General features: G+C 35.5%; 21 protein-coding genes. 5 read left to right on the top strand and 16 right to left on the bottom strand.

The genetic code is table 11. From position 1 onward, the window contains the following. Positions 1–16: 16 nt before the first annotated feature. Complete coding sequence (locus HY04AAS1_RS04835) at positions 17–1543, bottom strand: ATP-binding protein (protein WP_012514000.1); 1527 nt, start codon at positions 1541–1543, stop codon at positions 17–19. Between the two features lie 19 nt (positions 1544–1562). After that, a complete protein-coding gene (locus HY04AAS1_RS04830; protein WP_012513999.1) occupies positions 1563–2093 on the bottom strand; it encodes an RsmG family class I SAM-dependent methyltransferase in 531 nt (176 codons plus the stop codon). A gap of 64 nt (positions 2094–2157) precedes the next feature. Here HY04AAS1_RS04830 and HY04AAS1_RS04825 point away from each other — a divergent pair, with 64 nt between their 5' ends. Genes HY04AAS1_RS04825 through HY04AAS1_RS04815 form a run of 3 tightly spaced genes read left to right on the top strand, consistent with a single transcriptional unit; the run spans position 2158 to position 3868 of the window. Beyond that, the gene (locus HY04AAS1_RS04825) at positions 2158–2751 is read left to right on the top strand and encodes a 50S ribosomal protein L25/general stress protein Ctc (protein ID WP_012513998.1); all 594 of its coding nucleotides are present in this window, start codon (positions 2158–2160) and stop codon (positions 2749–2751) included. Then, positions 2751–3317 carry an aminoacyl-tRNA hydrolase gene (gene pth / locus HY04AAS1_RS04820; RefSeq protein ID WP_012513997.1) on the top strand — a complete coding sequence of 189 codons (567 nt, stop codon included), beginning with the start codon at positions 2751–2753 and terminating at the stop codon, positions 3315–3317. The genes HY04AAS1_RS04825 and pth overlap by 1 nt, the downstream gene beginning before the upstream one ends. Next, the gene (locus HY04AAS1_RS04815) at positions 3296–3868 is read left to right on the top strand and encodes a FlgO family outer membrane protein (protein ID WP_012513996.1); all 573 of its coding nucleotides are present in this window, start codon (positions 3296–3298) and stop codon (positions 3866–3868) included. Before pth ends, HY04AAS1_RS04815 begins: the two co-directional genes overlap by 22 nt. Here HY04AAS1_RS04815 and HY04AAS1_RS04810 read toward each other — a convergent pair whose 3' ends face one another. Both HY04AAS1_RS04810 and carA read right to left on the bottom strand, forming a co-directional pair. Continuing rightward, the gene (locus tag HY04AAS1_RS04810; protein ID WP_012513995.1) at positions 3869–5014 is read right to left on the bottom strand and encodes an MFS transporter; all 1146 of its coding nucleotides are present in this window, start codon (positions 5012–5014) and stop codon (positions 3869–3871) included. Then, positions 5015–6073, bottom strand: coding sequence for a glutamine-hydrolyzing carbamoyl-phosphate synthase small subunit (gene carA / locus HY04AAS1_RS04805; protein WP_012513994.1), 1059 nt, complete (start codon positions 6071–6073; stop codon positions 5015–5017). Positions 6074–6248: 175 nt separating this feature from the next. Here carA and HY04AAS1_RS04800 point away from each other — a divergent pair, with 175 nt between their 5' ends. After that, positions 6249–6944, top strand: coding sequence for a LysM domain-containing protein (locus tag HY04AAS1_RS04800; protein ID WP_012513993.1), 696 nt, complete (start codon positions 6249–6251; stop codon positions 6942–6944). A 57-nt stretch (positions 6945–7001) separates the two neighbouring features. Further along, positions 7002–7841, top strand: coding sequence for a ModD protein (modD, locus tag HY04AAS1_RS04795; protein WP_012513992.1), 840 nt, complete (start codon positions 7002–7004; stop codon positions 7839–7841). Between the two features lie 50 nt (positions 7842–7891). On the opposite strand, the gene HY04AAS1_RS04790 is transcribed toward modD, so the two are convergent. The 12 genes from HY04AAS1_RS04790 to HY04AAS1_RS04740 form a co-directional block, all read right to left on the bottom strand. Continuing rightward, positions 7892–8119: an AbrB/MazE/SpoVT family DNA-binding domain-containing protein gene (locus HY04AAS1_RS04790; protein ID WP_012513991.1), complete on the bottom strand. Its 228-nt coding sequence runs from the start codon at positions 8117–8119 to the stop codon at positions 7892–7894. Next, positions 8082–8330 carry a nitrogen fixation protein NifZ gene (locus HY04AAS1_RS04785; RefSeq protein WP_012513990.1) on the bottom strand — a complete coding sequence of 83 codons (249 nt, stop codon included), beginning with the start codon at positions 8328–8330 and terminating at the stop codon, positions 8082–8084. Before HY04AAS1_RS04785 ends, HY04AAS1_RS04790 begins: the two co-directional genes overlap by 38 nt. Continuing rightward, on the bottom strand, positions 8311–8628 hold the full coding sequence (locus HY04AAS1_RS04780) for a nitrogenase-stabilizing/protective protein NifW (RefSeq protein ID WP_012513989.1): 318 nt from the start codon (positions 8626–8628) through the stop codon (positions 8311–8313). Before HY04AAS1_RS04780 ends, HY04AAS1_RS04785 begins: the two co-directional genes overlap by 20 nt. Beyond that, positions 8625–8837, bottom strand: coding sequence for a 4Fe-4S binding protein (locus HY04AAS1_RS04775; protein WP_012513988.1), 213 nt, complete (start codon positions 8835–8837; stop codon positions 8625–8627). The genes HY04AAS1_RS04780 and HY04AAS1_RS04775 overlap by 4 nt, the downstream gene beginning before the upstream one ends. A 3-nt stretch (positions 8838–8840) precedes the next feature. Then, on the bottom strand, positions 8841–10250 hold the full coding sequence (gene nifB, locus HY04AAS1_RS04770; RefSeq protein ID WP_012513987.1) for a nitrogenase cofactor biosynthesis protein NifB: 1410 nt from the start codon (positions 10248–10250) through the stop codon (positions 8841–8843). Between the two features lie 152 nt (positions 10251–10402). Beyond that, positions 10403–11029 (bottom strand): ATP-binding cassette domain-containing protein, encoded by a 627-nt coding sequence (locus tag HY04AAS1_RS04765; protein ID WP_337954059.1) that lies wholly within the window; start codon positions 11027–11029, stop codon positions 10403–10405. Continuing rightward, positions 11029–11685, bottom strand: a complete 657-nt coding sequence (gene modB, locus HY04AAS1_RS04760; RefSeq protein WP_012513985.1) for a molybdate ABC transporter permease subunit — start codon at positions 11683–11685, stop codon at positions 11029–11031. The genes HY04AAS1_RS04765 and modB overlap by 1 nt, the downstream gene beginning before the upstream one ends. After that, entirely contained in the window at positions 11686–12420 is a 735-nt protein-coding gene (gene modA, locus HY04AAS1_RS04755) for a molybdate ABC transporter substrate-binding protein (RefSeq protein WP_012513984.1), read from the bottom strand. A gap of 11 nt (positions 12421–12431) precedes the next feature. Further along, complete coding sequence (locus tag HY04AAS1_RS04750; RefSeq protein ID WP_012513983.1) at positions 12432–13223, bottom strand: TOBE domain-containing protein; 792 nt, start codon at positions 13221–13223, stop codon at positions 12432–12434. Positions 13224–13237: 14 nt separating this feature from the next. Continuing rightward, a complete protein-coding gene (locus HY04AAS1_RS04745; RefSeq protein WP_012513982.1) occupies positions 13238–14587 on the bottom strand; it encodes a hypothetical protein in 1350 nt (449 codons plus the stop codon). A gap of 140 nt (positions 14588–14727) precedes the next feature. After that, positions 14728–14859 carry an EAL domain-containing protein gene (locus HY04AAS1_RS08425; protein ID WP_012513981.1) on the bottom strand — a complete coding sequence of 44 codons (132 nt, stop codon included), beginning with the start codon at positions 14857–14859 and terminating at the stop codon, positions 14728–14730. 32 nt (positions 14860–14891) lie between these two features. After that, positions 14892–16037, bottom strand: coding sequence for an outer membrane beta-barrel protein (locus HY04AAS1_RS04740; RefSeq protein WP_012513980.1), 1146 nt, complete (start codon positions 16035–16037; stop codon positions 14892–14894). Between the last annotated feature and the right edge of the window lie 14 nt (positions 16038–16051).

Genomic DNA, 16051 nt, shown 5'->3' with positions numbered 1-16051 from the left:
GATATGGAGATAAAAATTATACCCTCTCCCATTCAAAACTAACTATATTCTTCTTCTCTTTGCTAAACTCTATACCTATTAGATAGATTTCTTGGTACTTACCCATGTACTTCTCATAATATCTTTTCTCTTTTATCTGTTTTAAAGCAATGCCCTCTTCCTTATCTTCTACCACCTTAAACTCTATTATATAAACGCTGTCCTGGTTAAAGACGCTTAGATCTATCTGACCCTTATTGGTATTGTCTTCTGCTATCACATTTAGCCCTGCTCCGTTAAAAAGAGTATATACAATAGATGCATAAAAGCCCTCATAAGAGTCTATATTGTTTTTCCTATACCAATCATGGGGTATGCTTGCAAAAAATGTGTATATAGCATCTTTTAGTTTGTCTATATCTTTTGTGAGTATAGCCTTTTTTATATTTGTTTCGGTTTTGCTTACACTTACTGGTTCTTTAAATACATATATCAAAAATGAGCTGTTAAAGCTTTTTCTTACTTCAAGGTTTGGATAAGACAGTATGTATGTTCCGTATTCTTCCATAAACTCTTTTATTGTAAGATAACCAGCTTGAAACAAAAGATTCTCAGGAAATATGTTATCCACATCAAGATTTGATAAAATCTCTTCTCCTACTTCTAAATTCTCAAGTTCTGGGATGTAATATCTATTTTTCATAAACATCTTAATAAGAAATGTAGGTGTCCCTGTCTCAAACCAAAAGGCTCTAAACCTTTTTTCTGAAAAAAGAAGGAGTATATCAAAAGGATTGTAAACTCTCTCCCCAAGCCAACTATAGCCATTGTACCACTCTTTTACCCTCTCTTTATCAAAATCTTTTAGTCTATCGAAAAACACGCTTTCAAGCTCAGATTGTGTATATCCGCAAACAGTTGAAAACTCTTCATTTAAAGTGATATCTTGAAGTTGATTCAGTCCACTAAAGATGGATACTTTTGAAAACCTTGATACACCTGTTAAGAATACAAGTTTTAGATATGGGTCAGAGGGCTTTAATATCTCAAAAAACTTTTTTAGTATATCTCTATTTCTCCTTGCCTTTTCTATGTCTTCTATTACATCAAGAATAGGTTTATCGTATTCATCTATAAGCACCACCACTTTTTGATTGTATTTTTCGTACAGTTTTTGGATGAGCTCTTTAAATTTTAGGCCTAATATCTCTTCTTCTAAGGTTATTCCATGCTCTTTTGATATTTTTCTCAAAAAAGAATTGATAGATTTTTGAAGATTTTCCTCTGTATCTGGATAAGTTTGGCTTAAATCAAGCCTTATCACTGGATACTTTTTCCCCCAATTCCAATGATCGTATAGATATAACCCTTTAAAAAGCTCTTTGTTGCCAGAAAATGCTTCTTTTAATGTATCAAGAAAAAGAGATTTACCAAACCTTCTTGGGCGGGATAGAAAATAGTATTTGCTTGTTAGCTTTGGTATAAAATGTGTTTTGTCTACATAGTAAAAACCGCCTTCTATGATATCTCTAAAGGTTTGTATGCCTATTGGTAAAAGCTTCATAATATGATTATAACATTATTTATTTTAGGCTTTTAAAAGCCAAAAAACCCTTTGATAGCTTAATTGGTGTATAGCCTAAATGTTTTAAAGGTTTAAGGTCCTCGTTTTCTCCTAAGACAAGAAACGTATATTTGTTTGATAGTTTTTCCATCGTACTTACTATATCAAGGGGTTTGCCAAAAGCCCTTTCTATAGTGGCCTCAAAGGTTTTTTCTAAACGAGTGGCATCTTTGCATAAAACCTCGTAATTTAGTCCAAGCTTAACTTTTATATGCTCTAAAAAAGCGCATTTTTTTGCCACAACTTCTATTAGACTAACTTTTAGATCCTTATCAAGGATAGAAAACACCACGCCTAAAAAACCAGCTCCAGCTCCTACATCTGCTATTTCTTTTATATCAAAATCTTTTAATTTGTAAAATATCTCTTCAGCGTCTTTTATGTGTCTTTCAAAAATCTTTGATTCATCGGCTTTTGATATAAGCTTATGTACCTTGTTCCATTTTAGGATTTCATTTATATATATTTCATAAGCTTTATCTATATCCATAAGTTAATTATAAATTATGCTATAATATATAGCTTGAAAACTTTCTATAGAAGGAGTGATTGTTATGAAAAGGGTTAGTATTGAGCTTTTAGAAAGAGAAGCTTCTACAAAAGGTGATAAAAAAAGCAAAAGGAAAGAAGGGCTTGTGCCTGTAGAGATCTACGGCAAAGGCGTTCAAAATATACACGCTTACATGAGAATAAAAGACTTAGCGGCCATGCCTCACGGTACTACGTTTTTGATAGAAGCAAAGCTTGGTAATGAAGTGCTACCTTGCCTGTTGAAAGACATTCAATACGGATGGCTTGGTGATAATCCAGTGCATGTAGATTTATACAACATATCAAACGTTACAGAGACCGATGTAGAAGTGCCCCTTGAGTTTGTTGGTACTCCAAAAGGTGTAGAGCTTGGCGGCACCCTTGAAATACACCTGCACAGTATAGAACTAAAAGTAGATCCAAGGAATATACCAGAAAAAATCACAGTAGACATATCAAACGTAGATTTAGGAGGCGTTTTACACGTTAAAGATTTAAATATACCGGCAAATTGTAGGTTGATGGAAGATCCGGAAGAAGTGGTGCTTGTAGTGGCAGAACCAGAAGAAACTAAAGAAGGCGAAGAAGAACAAGCTCAAGAAGCTGCTACCAAATAATGATAAAAGCTTTAGTGGGGCTTGGAAACCCAGGCCCCAAATACAAAGACACCAAGCACAACATAGGTTTTAAAGTAATAGACGAAGTCGCTTTTAAACTGCATTTAAAAAATCCATTAGAAAAATATATGTCTATAGTTTTTCATATAAAAGAACAAGATATATACCTTATAAAACCACAAACCTTTATGAACAACTCTGGTATAGCACTTAGGCAGTTTGTGGAAAAAACAAAGATAGCGCCGAGTGATATACTTGTAATATACGATGATATGGATTTACCTATAGGCACTATAAAGATGAAGCCAAACGGAGGCTCTGGTGGGCACAACGGGGTGGAGTCTATTATAAGGGAGTTAAGAACCCAAGAGTTTCCTAGGCTTAGAATAGGCATAGGAAGACCAGCTTCAAAAGAAGAGGTCACAAACTACGTTTTAAGTCCTTTTGAATACAAAGATACACCTATTGTAAAAAAGACGATAGAGAAAGCTAGCGAATACGCTATAAGAAGCTTAGAAGAGCCTTTAGAGTATGTTATGACTTTATGCAATACAAAAAGCTCTTAACATTTATAACTCTTACAACGATTTCTATCTTACAAATAAGTTGCTCTTCTATAACCTCTACGGTAAACTATGAAGTCTACAAGCTTGGTATAGAAAAATCTAAAGCACCTTTAAAATATCTTGCAGATAGGATGGCTTATCATACATGTCCAACATTCAAAGTATATAACAAGACCTATACTATACCCGTGGTGGCTGTAATGACTTACGTAGATTCAAGCGATATAAACTATACAAGTGCTTTGGGTAAAACCCTCACAGAGCTTTTCAAAGATGCTCTTATAAGAGAGTGCCATGTGAAAATCATAGAAATAAATCTATCCAAGTATGTGACGGTAAACTCCCATGGTGATGTGGCTCTTTCTTCCAATGTAAACGATTTGAGAACAAAATTTAGAACCTCTTACATATACCAAGGGATGTATACACTTACAAGACATCAGCTCATAGTCTACACGAGACTTATAAACCTAAGAACAGGCAACATAGACAAAGCTTATACGGATGAAATACCAGTCAACGATGAGATAAGAGAACTCCACGACGAATAGTCATTCTTTGTTTCCAAAGAATTTTTTATATAAAAATATATTAAAAGCCATAATAGACGAATATATAAAAAACGGTAAACCAACATATGAAAGCTCCCATAAAAAGCTTGTTAAAAACGTTCCAATCGATGAAGCTCCCAATCTTGATATTTGATTTAGACTAAAAGCCCTTGCCATTTCTGAAGCGTCCACCATCTCACTCATCATAGATTGCTGGAGTGGAAGCGACAGTACTCTAAAAGAAGGGTAAAGGCTATAAAGGATCAAATCTATGTATAGGTTTTTTACAAGCGGCATAAAAAATATCATTAGAGTGCCTATGGTTCTTGTAAGTATTATGCTTTTAAGATTGCCAAGATATCTATACAATATGTTTGCAAAAAGAGGTGCAAAAGAAGCCAAAACTCCGCCCACAAAAGCCCAGGAGGCCATATCTGATTTTTTTACGTGATAAACTATTATAAAAAATGGTATTAGAAATGGTGTTATAAGCCCTTGGGAAAAGCCGTTTAAAAACCCTACCACCGAAAACTGACCTATGGTTTTTTTACTGGTAAGAGTATCTATCCGACCTTTTTTGTGATAGGCGTCTATGGGTATTATGAAAAGTATGCCAACAAAAGACAGCAAAGAGGCTATCAAAAAAGCATCCTTATCGTTTGGAATATATTTTACCAAATAAGCTCCAAAAGCCCCAGATATACCTGTTAGGAAAGTGAATACAGAATAAGCAAATACTCTTTTTTCTTTTGGAATTATATCTGTGGCTAAAGCGTTTACCATAGGCATCACAGCTCCGCCAACTCCACCGCTCATCAAAGAACCAGTAGCAGAATATCCACCTAAAACAGCGCTTAAAAAAGCTACTGTATAAGAAGGTTTTAAATATAAAAACAAAGCACTCAAGGGCAAAAGTAGCGATATCAATATAGTTGAGTTTTTCCTATGCCACACATCCGCTATTACACCGCCCACCACAGATAAAAGCGCTGTTGTTATGGTAGCCAAAGCGTATATAATCCCTAAGTATCCTATGCTTTTATGAAAATCTTTTAAAATAAGGTAAGGGAAAACCACCATAATAATCCCACCAGCGATACCCCTTAAAACCCTAAATATAGAAATATAAGCTATGTTTTTATACATTTAAGCCATATCTTTGAACTCTTTAAATATATAAAGAGCATCGTGAGGTCCAGGTGAGGCCTCTGGGTGAAATTGCACAGAGTAATATGGGATATTTTTGTGGATCATACCCTCTATGGTGTTGTCTAAAAGGTTTATATGTGTGACTTCCATGAAATCCGGTAAATCTTCTACGGCGTAATTGTGATTTTGAGAAGTTATTACTACTCTATTGTTTCTCATATCCTTAACAGGATGATTGGCTCCGTGATGCCCAAATTTTAACTTGTAAGTTTTGGCTCCAATTGCCAAAGACATGATTTGATGACCAAGACATATACCAAATATGGGCTTTTTACCAAAAAAATGTTTGGCTATGGCGATACCGTTTAGCACGTTTGCTGGGTCTCCAGGCCCATTTGACAAAAACACTGCATCTGGATTCATAGCTTCTATATCTTCTTTTGGTGTGTTTGCTGGTACTACGGTGCAGGTGATGTCATTTTCTACAAGATATCTTATTATACTTTGTTTTATACCAAAATCTACCAATACAAAGTGTTTTGAGCTTTTATAAGCGTGAACTTTATAAATCTTATCCGTAGTTACCTCAGATACCAAATCAAGAGAAGATATATCTTTTACCATCCTTACCTTTTCGTATATAGCTTTTGGCTTTAAATCTATAGTAGATATAAATCCTCTGGTAACGCCTCTTTCTCGTAGTATTTTTACCAAAGCCCTCGTGTCTATGTTTGATATCCCTACTATGTTGTGCTTTTCAAGGTAAGAGGATAGAGTGTCTATAGACGTATGATTGCTATCTATCTTTGATATTTCCCTTACCACGAAACCTGCGACTTTGGGGGAATCTGACTCTACATTGTTGTTTACACCGTAATTCCCTATCTGGGGGGTTGTCATCACCACTATTTGGCCTTTGTAAGAGGGGTCTGTTATAATCTCTTGATAACCTGTTATTGCGGTGTTAAATACCACTTCTCCAAAACATTCCCCAGTTTTGCCAAAAGATTTGCCTATAAAGTATGTACCATCTTCAAGACATAAGATTGCTTTCATTAAAAGCTTATTATAACATAGTATTTTTTTTCTAAAAGCTTTAAAACAGTATAATATATATCATTAAGTATATTTGTAAAAAGTTTATACTTTTTTTATAAAATTACGATATAATATACATAGCTTGACAAAAGCAGTATTAGATGCTATACTTTAGTTAAAGGAGGAGAAAGCTATGAATAGGTTTCTTGCAATGCTGGCGCCAGCCATAGGTCTGGGGTTCATGCTTTATGCAGCAAGCGCGCACGGAAATGAAGGTGCAGGTGTGTACGCAAACCCAGAGCCAGACACCTGTAACAATGGCGCTTATTGGATAACTTGTATTGACATCAACAAGATCAAGGCTCTTGGTAAAGAAGAGCACAAACCAGCTCCACCTCCACCTCCACCACCACCTCCACCACCACCTCCACCACCACCACCCCCTCCACCAGAAACGCCACCACCACCTCCACCTCCAGTAAGTAAGCCAATAGTAAAACCGCACGCTATGTACGGTTATTACAGAGTAAAACCATGCGATACTCTTTCTACAATAGCTCAAAGGATTTACGGTACCCAAGTATACTGGCCATCAATCTATGACCTAAACAGAAGAGCCATTGGTAGAGACCCATGGATATTGAGAGTAGGTATGAGGCTAAGATACTTAGTACATCTCACACCAGCCGAAAGAGCAAAAGCAAGACGTGAGTTCAACTACTGGACACTCAAATACAAAGACAGAAAACGTAACCCACTCTGTATACTCCACGGCAAACCAGTAGAAGTAAAATCTCACGCCAAACACATGGCAAAAACCGCCAAAAAAGCCCACACAAAAGCTAAAGCTGCAGCTAAGAAAGCTACAGAAAAAGCCAAGAAGAAATAATTGTAAGTTTTAATAAAGCCCTATGGCCGGTTTAACCACCGGTCTTGGGTTTTTTATATGATATATATAACGGATGAGGAATTGGATAAGTTTATTCAGGATGATATTCCTTATTGGGATATAACAACAGAACTTCTAGATATAAAATCTCTCGCCACTATAAGTATATCTAACAGAAAAGAATGTATTCTTTGTGGTACAGAAGAAGCTACAAGAATAGCCAATAAGTTAAACTTACAAATAAAATTTTTCAAGCCATCTGGCACCATTTTAAAACCCAAAGAAATGATCTTTGAAGCATCAGGAGACGCAAAAGATATACATAAAGCTTGGAGAATATGTCTAAATATATTAGAGTACATGTCTGGTATAGCTACAAAAACCTACGAAATGGTAAGAAAAGCTAAAAGCGTAAGAGAAGACATAGAAATAGCCACTACTAGAAAATTGATAGGTTTTAATAAAGGTTTAACTATAAAATCTATTTTAACGGGTGGAGCAATCCCTCATAGGCTTGGTTTATCTGAAAGTATATTGATTTTCGATCAACATAAGGTATTTTTTAAAACCCATGAAGATTTGTTAAAAGCTGTTAAAAACTTAAAGCAAAGGGCAAAAGAACATAAGATATGCGTAGAAGTTTCTTCCTTGGAAGAGATTTTAGGCTTTATAGATATAGTTGATATGATACAATTTGATAAACTTAACCCTGAGCTTTTAGAAAAGGCTGTAAAACACATAAAATCTCTAAAACCAGAAATGGTTGTTTTGGCGGCTGGCGGCATAAATATGTCAAATGTAGAGCAATATGCTAGTACTGGTGTAGATGTACTAGTCACTTCAAGCTTATACCAAGCACCTATGATGGATTTTAAGGCGGATATAAGACCTTTATAATAGTTCTTGTAATGATGAGCTTTTTTTTGAGCTTTTATAAACTATCTTTATTATGTAAATTTGTTTTTGTATATATATATACCGCCCCCTTCTTCTATATGGACCATCACTTTATCGCCAACTTTTAGTCCCCATTCTGTAGCCATCTTCTTTGGTATAACGGCTGAAAGTTCTAAGTTTTTGAACTTTACCATTATAGAAGCTCTAAACTCACCGACATCCAAATCTGTTATAACACCCTTAAATAGAGTATATCTCGTTACAGGCTTCAAGCTCATGCTCCAAACACCCCACTATTTTACCATGCTCTAAAAAATTTACCACATACACCACTTGTGTTTGCAAGAATCTACCTATGTCTATTACCACTCCTTCAGCGCCTTTTGGTAGAAGTAGCTCATCCCAGGGTAACCCTGGGAATGTACCGTCATTTCTTATTTTTCTCTTGGTTTTTACAATATCACCTACTTTAAACTTTGGTTCTATCATTTAAACCAACCTCAAATACAACATTTGGTTTTACTACATCTTGATGTACTTTAAACAGCCTTTCTTTGAACGGACTATCAGTGCTTTGAAAATCCGAATAAGCTTTTACTAAGAAATCCCTCATCTTTTGATAGGCTTCTTCTTCAGAGGACACTGATAAAGAATCTATATAAATTTTAAACTTTTGTAAAATATGTAGTCTAAAAGGTTTTAATATATGCTCTTCATAGGGTATTTTGAAGTAATCAAAAAATTCTTCCGCGCTACTTAGCTTTTTTATATCTTCGAACAAACTCATACACTCACCTCCTTTAGCTTGGTGATACATAAATCTATAGGGCATATAGCTACACATTGTGGTTCATCATAAAAGCCCTCACACTCAACGCATACTTTGGGATCTATAAAGAAAGTTTCGTTATCATCGTGATATATTGCTTTTGTAGGGCACAAATCCTCGCATGCGTAACAAGATACGCAGGCGTTTTTATCTATAGAGTAAGCCATATGTCATACCTCCACTTTTTCATTCATCTTTTCAAGAACGTACTCTTTATAGTATTTTGCCAAGGCTTCGTCTATAGTGAGGAAAGCGTATTCATCAACGCAATCTATATTCCTTTCTTTCAATACATCTCTTGGCTCAAACCCTATTTTAGCGGCTATTATAGCTTTGCAATCTGAAAGTTTTGAGATAGTATCTTCTAAGATATTTTCGCCTTCTAAGCATGATATAGAACCATGGCAATAAGGTGTTACTTTTCTATGATGTATAAACTTAGCACCGATAGCACTTACTTCGTATATTAAAAATTCATTAGCGGTTCCAAAATGTTCATTTACAGTCATCTGTCCTTTTGAAGCCACAGCTACCAGCACTTTTGGGTTATTGTCTTCTTTTGCACTGTATAAGAGCTCCCTAGCTTTGTGTAATTTTTCTCTTTCTTTTTCTATCTCCTCGTGGACTTGCTTGCGCCAACTGGGATCGTAGTTTATGTTTAACTTATCTAACTTGTCTTTAGTAAACTCTTGCCCCCTGTCTTCGCCCAAAAGTCCTACTGCATCAGCTCTACACTGCCTACAGTGCCTCATTAGATTCATATCGCCTTCGCATTTTTCTTGTATCTCTTTCAACACTTGAGGAGAAGGGGATTTTATGCCGGCTTTTTGGAAAGCAGTTCCATCACCTTCCACATAAGGCATTATGTTGTGCAAGAATGCTTCTATTGATTTTACTTTTTTGCTGAGATCTAAAATTTCATCTCCATTTATCTCAGGTACGAAAACGGTATTTACCTTAACTAAAATTCCATTTTCTACACAAGCTTGTAAACCTTCATATTGTTTTTCTAACAATATAGCAGCGGCTTCTTTACCCTTGTATCTTTTGTGGTTGTAGAATACCCAAGGGTATATCCTTGATGCAGTATCGACGCTAACAGCGTTTACAGTCACTGTAACATGGTCTACATCAAGCTCTTTTATCTTATCTACATACTTATCCAATACAAGACCGTTTGTAGAAAGACACAGCTTTATATCTGGAGCTTTTTCTTTTATGAGCTCAAAAGTTCTAAATGTCCTTTCTGGATTTGCTAATGGGTCTCCAGGACCTGCTATGCCAACTACAGATAGTTGTGGTATTTCCATCGCCACAGCTAAAACTTTTTTGGCAGCTTCTTCTGGAGTAAGAAGCTCGCTCACTACGCCGGGCCTTGATTCATTGGCACAGTCGTATTTTCTATTGCAATAATTGCATTGAATGTTGCAAGCTGGTGCCACAGCCACATGCATTCTAGCATAAAAGTGATGTGCTTCTTGAGAGTAGCAAGGGTGATTTTTCACCTTTTCCTTTATATGATCTGGAAGAAAATCTTCTGTGTTTGAGCCTATTCCACAAGCTTTAGAATTGCAACCCATGATTCTTAACCTCCTTTCATATGTTATTTGGCAATTATCATGCCATTATCAAATTCAGAAAATGCATTGGTATATAAGGTTTTGATAAGATTGTAATGAAATTTACAACCATATAACAATTGTTATAGTTATTACAATTTTTGTAATATTTTTTACATTAAAGAATATTCTTCAAACTCTTCTTTGGATAAAAGCTTTTGATCTTCCACTGAAAAAACTAAATCAGATAATTTTACAACATCCGTAAGATCATGAGCTACAAATATTGTATAAAACTTATACATCTTTGAAAATTCCAATATTTTATCTTGAATAAAATGCTTTGTTTTTCTATCAAGGGCTGAAAAAGGCTCATCCATAAGTAAAACTTTTGGAGCTCTTGCTATAGCCCTTGCTATTGCCACCCTTTGACGCTCGCCACCAGATAGTTTGTTTGGGCGTTTATCTTTTAGATGTTCTATGTTAAAAGCTTTTAAAATCTCTAAAGCATGTTCTTTTGAAGAGGCATAAGCTACATTCTCAAACACGCTCATATTTGGGAAAAGTGCAAAATCTTGAAATACAAATCCTATAGAACGCTTCTGAGGAGCTAAAGATAAATTTTCATCAAGCCATACTTCATTATCAACTACAATCTTACCCTTAGGTTCTTCTAAACCGGCTATTGCTCTTAAGGTCGTGGTTTTACCAATGCCAGAAGGACCCACTATACCAAGTATTTGGCTTTTAGAAAGGTTGATTTCAAATTTAAAAAACTTTGTTTCAATACTTATTTCCATCATCTTTCTTGAAGTCTTTTTAAAATTTGTAAAAAAATGAGAGTACTCATAGCTATTGCAAAGAGTATCAAAGCTGTGATGTTTGCTTGTTTATAGTTTAGTTCTTGCACATAATCAAATATAGCTATAGAAGCGGTTCTAGTTTTACCAGGAATATCGCCCCCTACCATAAGCACAACGCCAAACTCACCTATTGTATGAGAAAATACAAGCACCAAAGCACTTATTATAGAGTATTTGGAGTTTGGTATTATAACTTTTAAAAGCGTATAAAACTTTGATTTTCCAAGGGTATAAGAGGCTTCTATGATAGATTTTGGCACAGATCTAAAACCAGATACCACTGGGGATACAGCGAAAGGCAAGCTGTATATGATAGAACCCAAAAGAAGACCGTTAAAGTTAAAAAGAAGATGTATACCAATGTTGTTTAAAAACCTTCCCAATGGGCTTTGAAGCCCAAATATATATATGATATAAAACCCAAGCACAGTGGGAGGAAGCACCAATGGACTCATGATAAAAGGCTCTATCATATCAATCCATATACTTTTATTAAAAGCTAAAAAATAAGATATGAAAATTCCCACCACGCCGAGGACTAGCGTAGTGGATATAGCTAACTCAAAACTTATTAGAAAAACTTTGTAATCCATTTATTTTGGTATGCCGTATCCAAAAGATTTCCAGATGGCTATTGCTTCCTGGGAATATAAAAAGTTAAAAAATCTCATGGCAGCATTTTTATCTTTTGTTGCTTTTATTACAGCAGCGCCTTGTACGATAGGTTTATAGCAAGCTTGAGGTATAAGGTAAAATTTACCCTTACTATGAAGCTGTGGTGCCAAGATAAGAGAATAAGAAACAAGTCCCACATCGGCATTTTTAGAAGCTACAAATTGAGTAGTTTGGATTATATTTTCACCGAAAATTATTTTATCTTTAACGTCGTTGTACACATGATAACAATGAAGTGTAGATATACCAGCTATACCATAAGGGGCTACTCTTGGGTTTGCTATGGCCACTTTTTGAGCTTTTAAGAAAGCAAGTTTTGGATTATCCACATCTATATTTTTTGTGGTAAAAAGAGCAAGTTTGCCTATGGCGTAAGCTCTTGGTTTGTAAGATAAACCTTGTTTATAAAGAAGCTCAGGAAAATGTGTATCCGCAGACATAAATACATCTATAGGATAACCAGCTCTTATTTGATTGTAAAAGTTACCAGAAGCTCCGTATATAAACTTTAGTTTGTCTTTAGGATATTCTTTCTCATAAAGTGCTGTTAAATCTTGCAATACAAACCTAAGATCAGCAGCAGCTGCCACTGTGATTGTAGCACCAAAGACTATTTTACTTGCTAAAAGCCCAAAAACTATAAACTTTTTCATAAAATCATCTCCTAAATTACATAAATCATCACATTTGAGGCTTTTATTATGACATAAACCGAAGAGCCCTCTTTTATACCAAGCTCTTTCAAAGACTCTGTAGTGATTACAGAGCTAATGGTAAGCTCAGCTCCTATATCTACTTTTACCATGCTATTTACATCAGATTCCACTATCTGTTTGACGGTACCTTTTAGGATGTTTCTTACGCTCAATGGATATAGTTTTTCAACCTCCTTCCCTACTCCCAGTATAACATCAGAGGACTTTACAATAGCCACCACGTCTTTACCAGGTTTTAAATCTAGGGTATCTACTGCTTCTGTAGTTATTACAGACTTTATTGTAGCGCCGTTTCTTATTGAGATCACAACCTCTGAAACCGCTTGGCCTCTTTCTACAGTGCTTACTTTTCCAAGAAGCTGATTCCTTGCTGACAATTTCATATCTAATCTCCTTATAACGTATAAACTTTCTAACTCTTCTTCTTTTAAAAGCTCCAAAAACTTTTGATATTCTTCTTGAATACGCTCATAATGCTTAAGGAGCCTTTTGCCGTATGGTGTAAGTATAGTTTGCCCACCATCTTTACCACCAGCTTTTGTATAAACAACAGGCTCTTCTGATAGGTTATTGATAGACTGTATATGGTCCCAAGCTGCTTTATAGCTCATCTTCATCTCTTTTGCAGCTTTTGATATAGAACCGTATTTGTCTATAAGCTTTAAAAGCTTATATCTTCCTTGTCCAAAAAAGCCTTCACCGTCTTTGTTTATAAAGATATCACCTTTAATTTCTATCATAGCAATATTTTATATTAAAATACCGTCCTCAAAGCTACCGTATAGTCCCAAAAAGATTTTAAAGAATAACTACCTGCAGTAGCACCTATTAAGTTGGCATCTGGGACTACCCTTGTGGCCTCTAAGCCTACATTTGCATTTAAACCAGATATGTAATAATCAAAAGCAGCACTAAAAAGCCCTATCTTTGCATCTGTAAAACCTGTGTTATTTGAATTTACATAGTAGTTTTTATCTTCGTCTTGTTCGTATCTAAGAGCTATGGCTGGTTTACCTATACTTACATATCTGTCGTATAAAAGCTGTGTTTGAAGATAATATCCTTTTACTTCTGGTTGAGCTACTGCGCTACCTGCTTTTGCATATCCCAAATCCTTTTGATCAAGCCATGCTGCTTGGAAGTTTGGTACAAAATCACTAAACTTTTGTTCCCAAAGCACATCAAATGTATAAGCTTTTGCTATTGTGGAAGAGGTTTGACCATCACATATATTGTTTTGCTGGGGCCATGTACCTGAGCAATCTATCTTTTGTTGTTGATAGCCAAAACCAAAGGTAAGCGTATTTCTTTTTCCAAGGTAAGTATCTTGGTCTACATAGCCTGGTTCTCCTTTATATCCAAGCATTGTGGGTGTAAATTCCAATCTAAATCCATACTTTAAATTGCTTTTGCTGTTGTATCCATCTTGATAGTCATATTTACCGTTTCCTATAAAAGCATAATACTTTAGCATTGCATCTTTACCAACACTTCCCCAATATACAACTCCCATATCTCTAAGGGCGCTTAAAAACTCACTATCTCCTCCTATATTGAAGCTTGCCAAAGGTGTAATAAACATTTTTTTGTTCTGGCTTATTGCTGGGGCAAGCTTGCTGGTTATATCGTTGCTTATTGTTCCTATCTCTGGTATGAAGTTTTCCGTAGGTATATAAAAACTCCATGTGTATTCAAGCTCATATCTTGACCATGGATTTAGAAATAAGCCTGTCATGATATTAGCGCTTTTGTTAAAATGAAAGTTTATAAAAGCATCCCTTACCATTGTGTAGAGTACACCTTGATGAGTCCTGGCTGTACCATCGGCTTTTAAAGTGTTGTTGTCGGCAAAATCTAAATCTGCACCAAACTGTACTATTGGGTTTATCTGGCCTGTAAAGTAAACACGTGTTTGAGCTACTGAGAAATTTGTGGAACTATGATCGTTTGTGTAGGTAGCACCATCTTGCTGAGCCCATATTTCCATTTTCAAGCCCACTTGTGCAAACTCATAGTTTGAAGCTTTTAGCAAGATCGCATCGGCGTTATGGCTTAATATACATAACCCACTAAAAAGCAAAATACTACCTACTTTGTACTTCATTGTTTTTTCCTCCTAAATCTACTTTAAAGTACTTTAATCTTCCGTTATATATAATTTAACATAACGCTTTAAAAAATACAATAATATATATCATAAATTTGATGATATAAATAATCAAGAAATATTATCTTTTTGCAAGTTTAAACAACGATTATCATGTTGTCATTTTTAAAGCCTCTACAAAGAGCTTCAAAACCAACCAAATCTTGGGTTTTAAAAGAAAAGATGGGCTGAAGGTAAGACTTAATTTCCATACCTTCAAAAAAGTCCATCTTTTACTCCCTCACTCATTTACCCATGTTTTTTAAAATACAAATCCAGCTTCTAAACCAAGTCTTATTTGAGTATTTTTTGTAGGTGTAGTATCAGATGGTGAGGTGTAATAGTAAGCTGAGGCTACGTTTGTAATGTGGACATAAGATACTTCAGGTCTTATGAAAAATTGCTTATACTTGTATTCTGGTGTTATAGTGATAGAATAAGCGTGAGCTCCAAGACCAAAGCCCATTATATCGGTGCCAGAAGTCCCTTCCTCGTCATACTCGGCCCTTGCATTCAAAGACCATGCATCGTTTATATTGTAAGTGGCATAACCAGCTATACCAAAAGCGTGGTTTGATTGAGTACTTACCGATGGATCTGTCTCGGTAGGCACATGTACATACATAGAATCAAAGGCAAATGTAAATTTAGATACTGTATAAGAGCCAGTTAGCTCATACTCTTGTTTGTTGGCAGGACTGGCTGTTGGGTTTGGTTTTGTGCTTTTATCTGGATATATAAAGTTAAAGCTTATAGAGGAGTTTTGATTTGGAGCCAAACTAAAAGAGCCTTCTACAGCTAGTTTTTTCTCAGAGTAAAAACCATCGTTTAGTTCAATATTACCTGTAAAGATACCTTTTGTGTAAGTAAACCTAATACCTCTACTTACTACAGGTTGCATACCCCAAAGTATGCTTCTTTGGATATCTATGTTTTGATAGGTAAACGCTGACTCGTAGCCTATCATCGTAGGAAGCTTACCAGCTTTTATAGATACGCTTGAATTTGGATCAAACTCCAAGTAAGCTATGGGCAAAGCAGAGTATAGATCTGTGTTATATCCGCTTTGGGTAGTTTTGGCTGTGGTTTCACCTACTGTAGGAAAAGCGTAAGCACCAGCTACTATAGTAAACCTTACTACACCGTCTGGTTTTGATATATTTACAAGGGCATTTGATATATCGTAACGATTTTTCTTATCTCCATTAGGAGGAGGAGTAGAATTTGGAGGTACGTTATTTGAGTAAAGGTAGTAGCCACTTACAGCACCATCTATATTTAGCTTACCAAAAGCCCCTTCATCTAGTTGGAAGGCATAAGCCCCCCTGAAGGAGAGGGGGAGGGATAGGATGGCCAAGGTCATGAAAAAGCGTTTGTAATTTTGTTTGTAAGTTTTAAAGTTTTTCATATAATAAACTTCCT

Source organism: Hydrogenobaculum sp. Y04AAS1, from assembly GCF_000020785.1.
In the GTDB taxonomy this organism is placed as follows: domain Bacteria; phylum Aquificota; class Aquificia; order Aquificales; family Aquificaceae; genus Hydrogenobaculum.
This window is presented reverse-complemented; position numbering and strand designations above follow the sequence as displayed.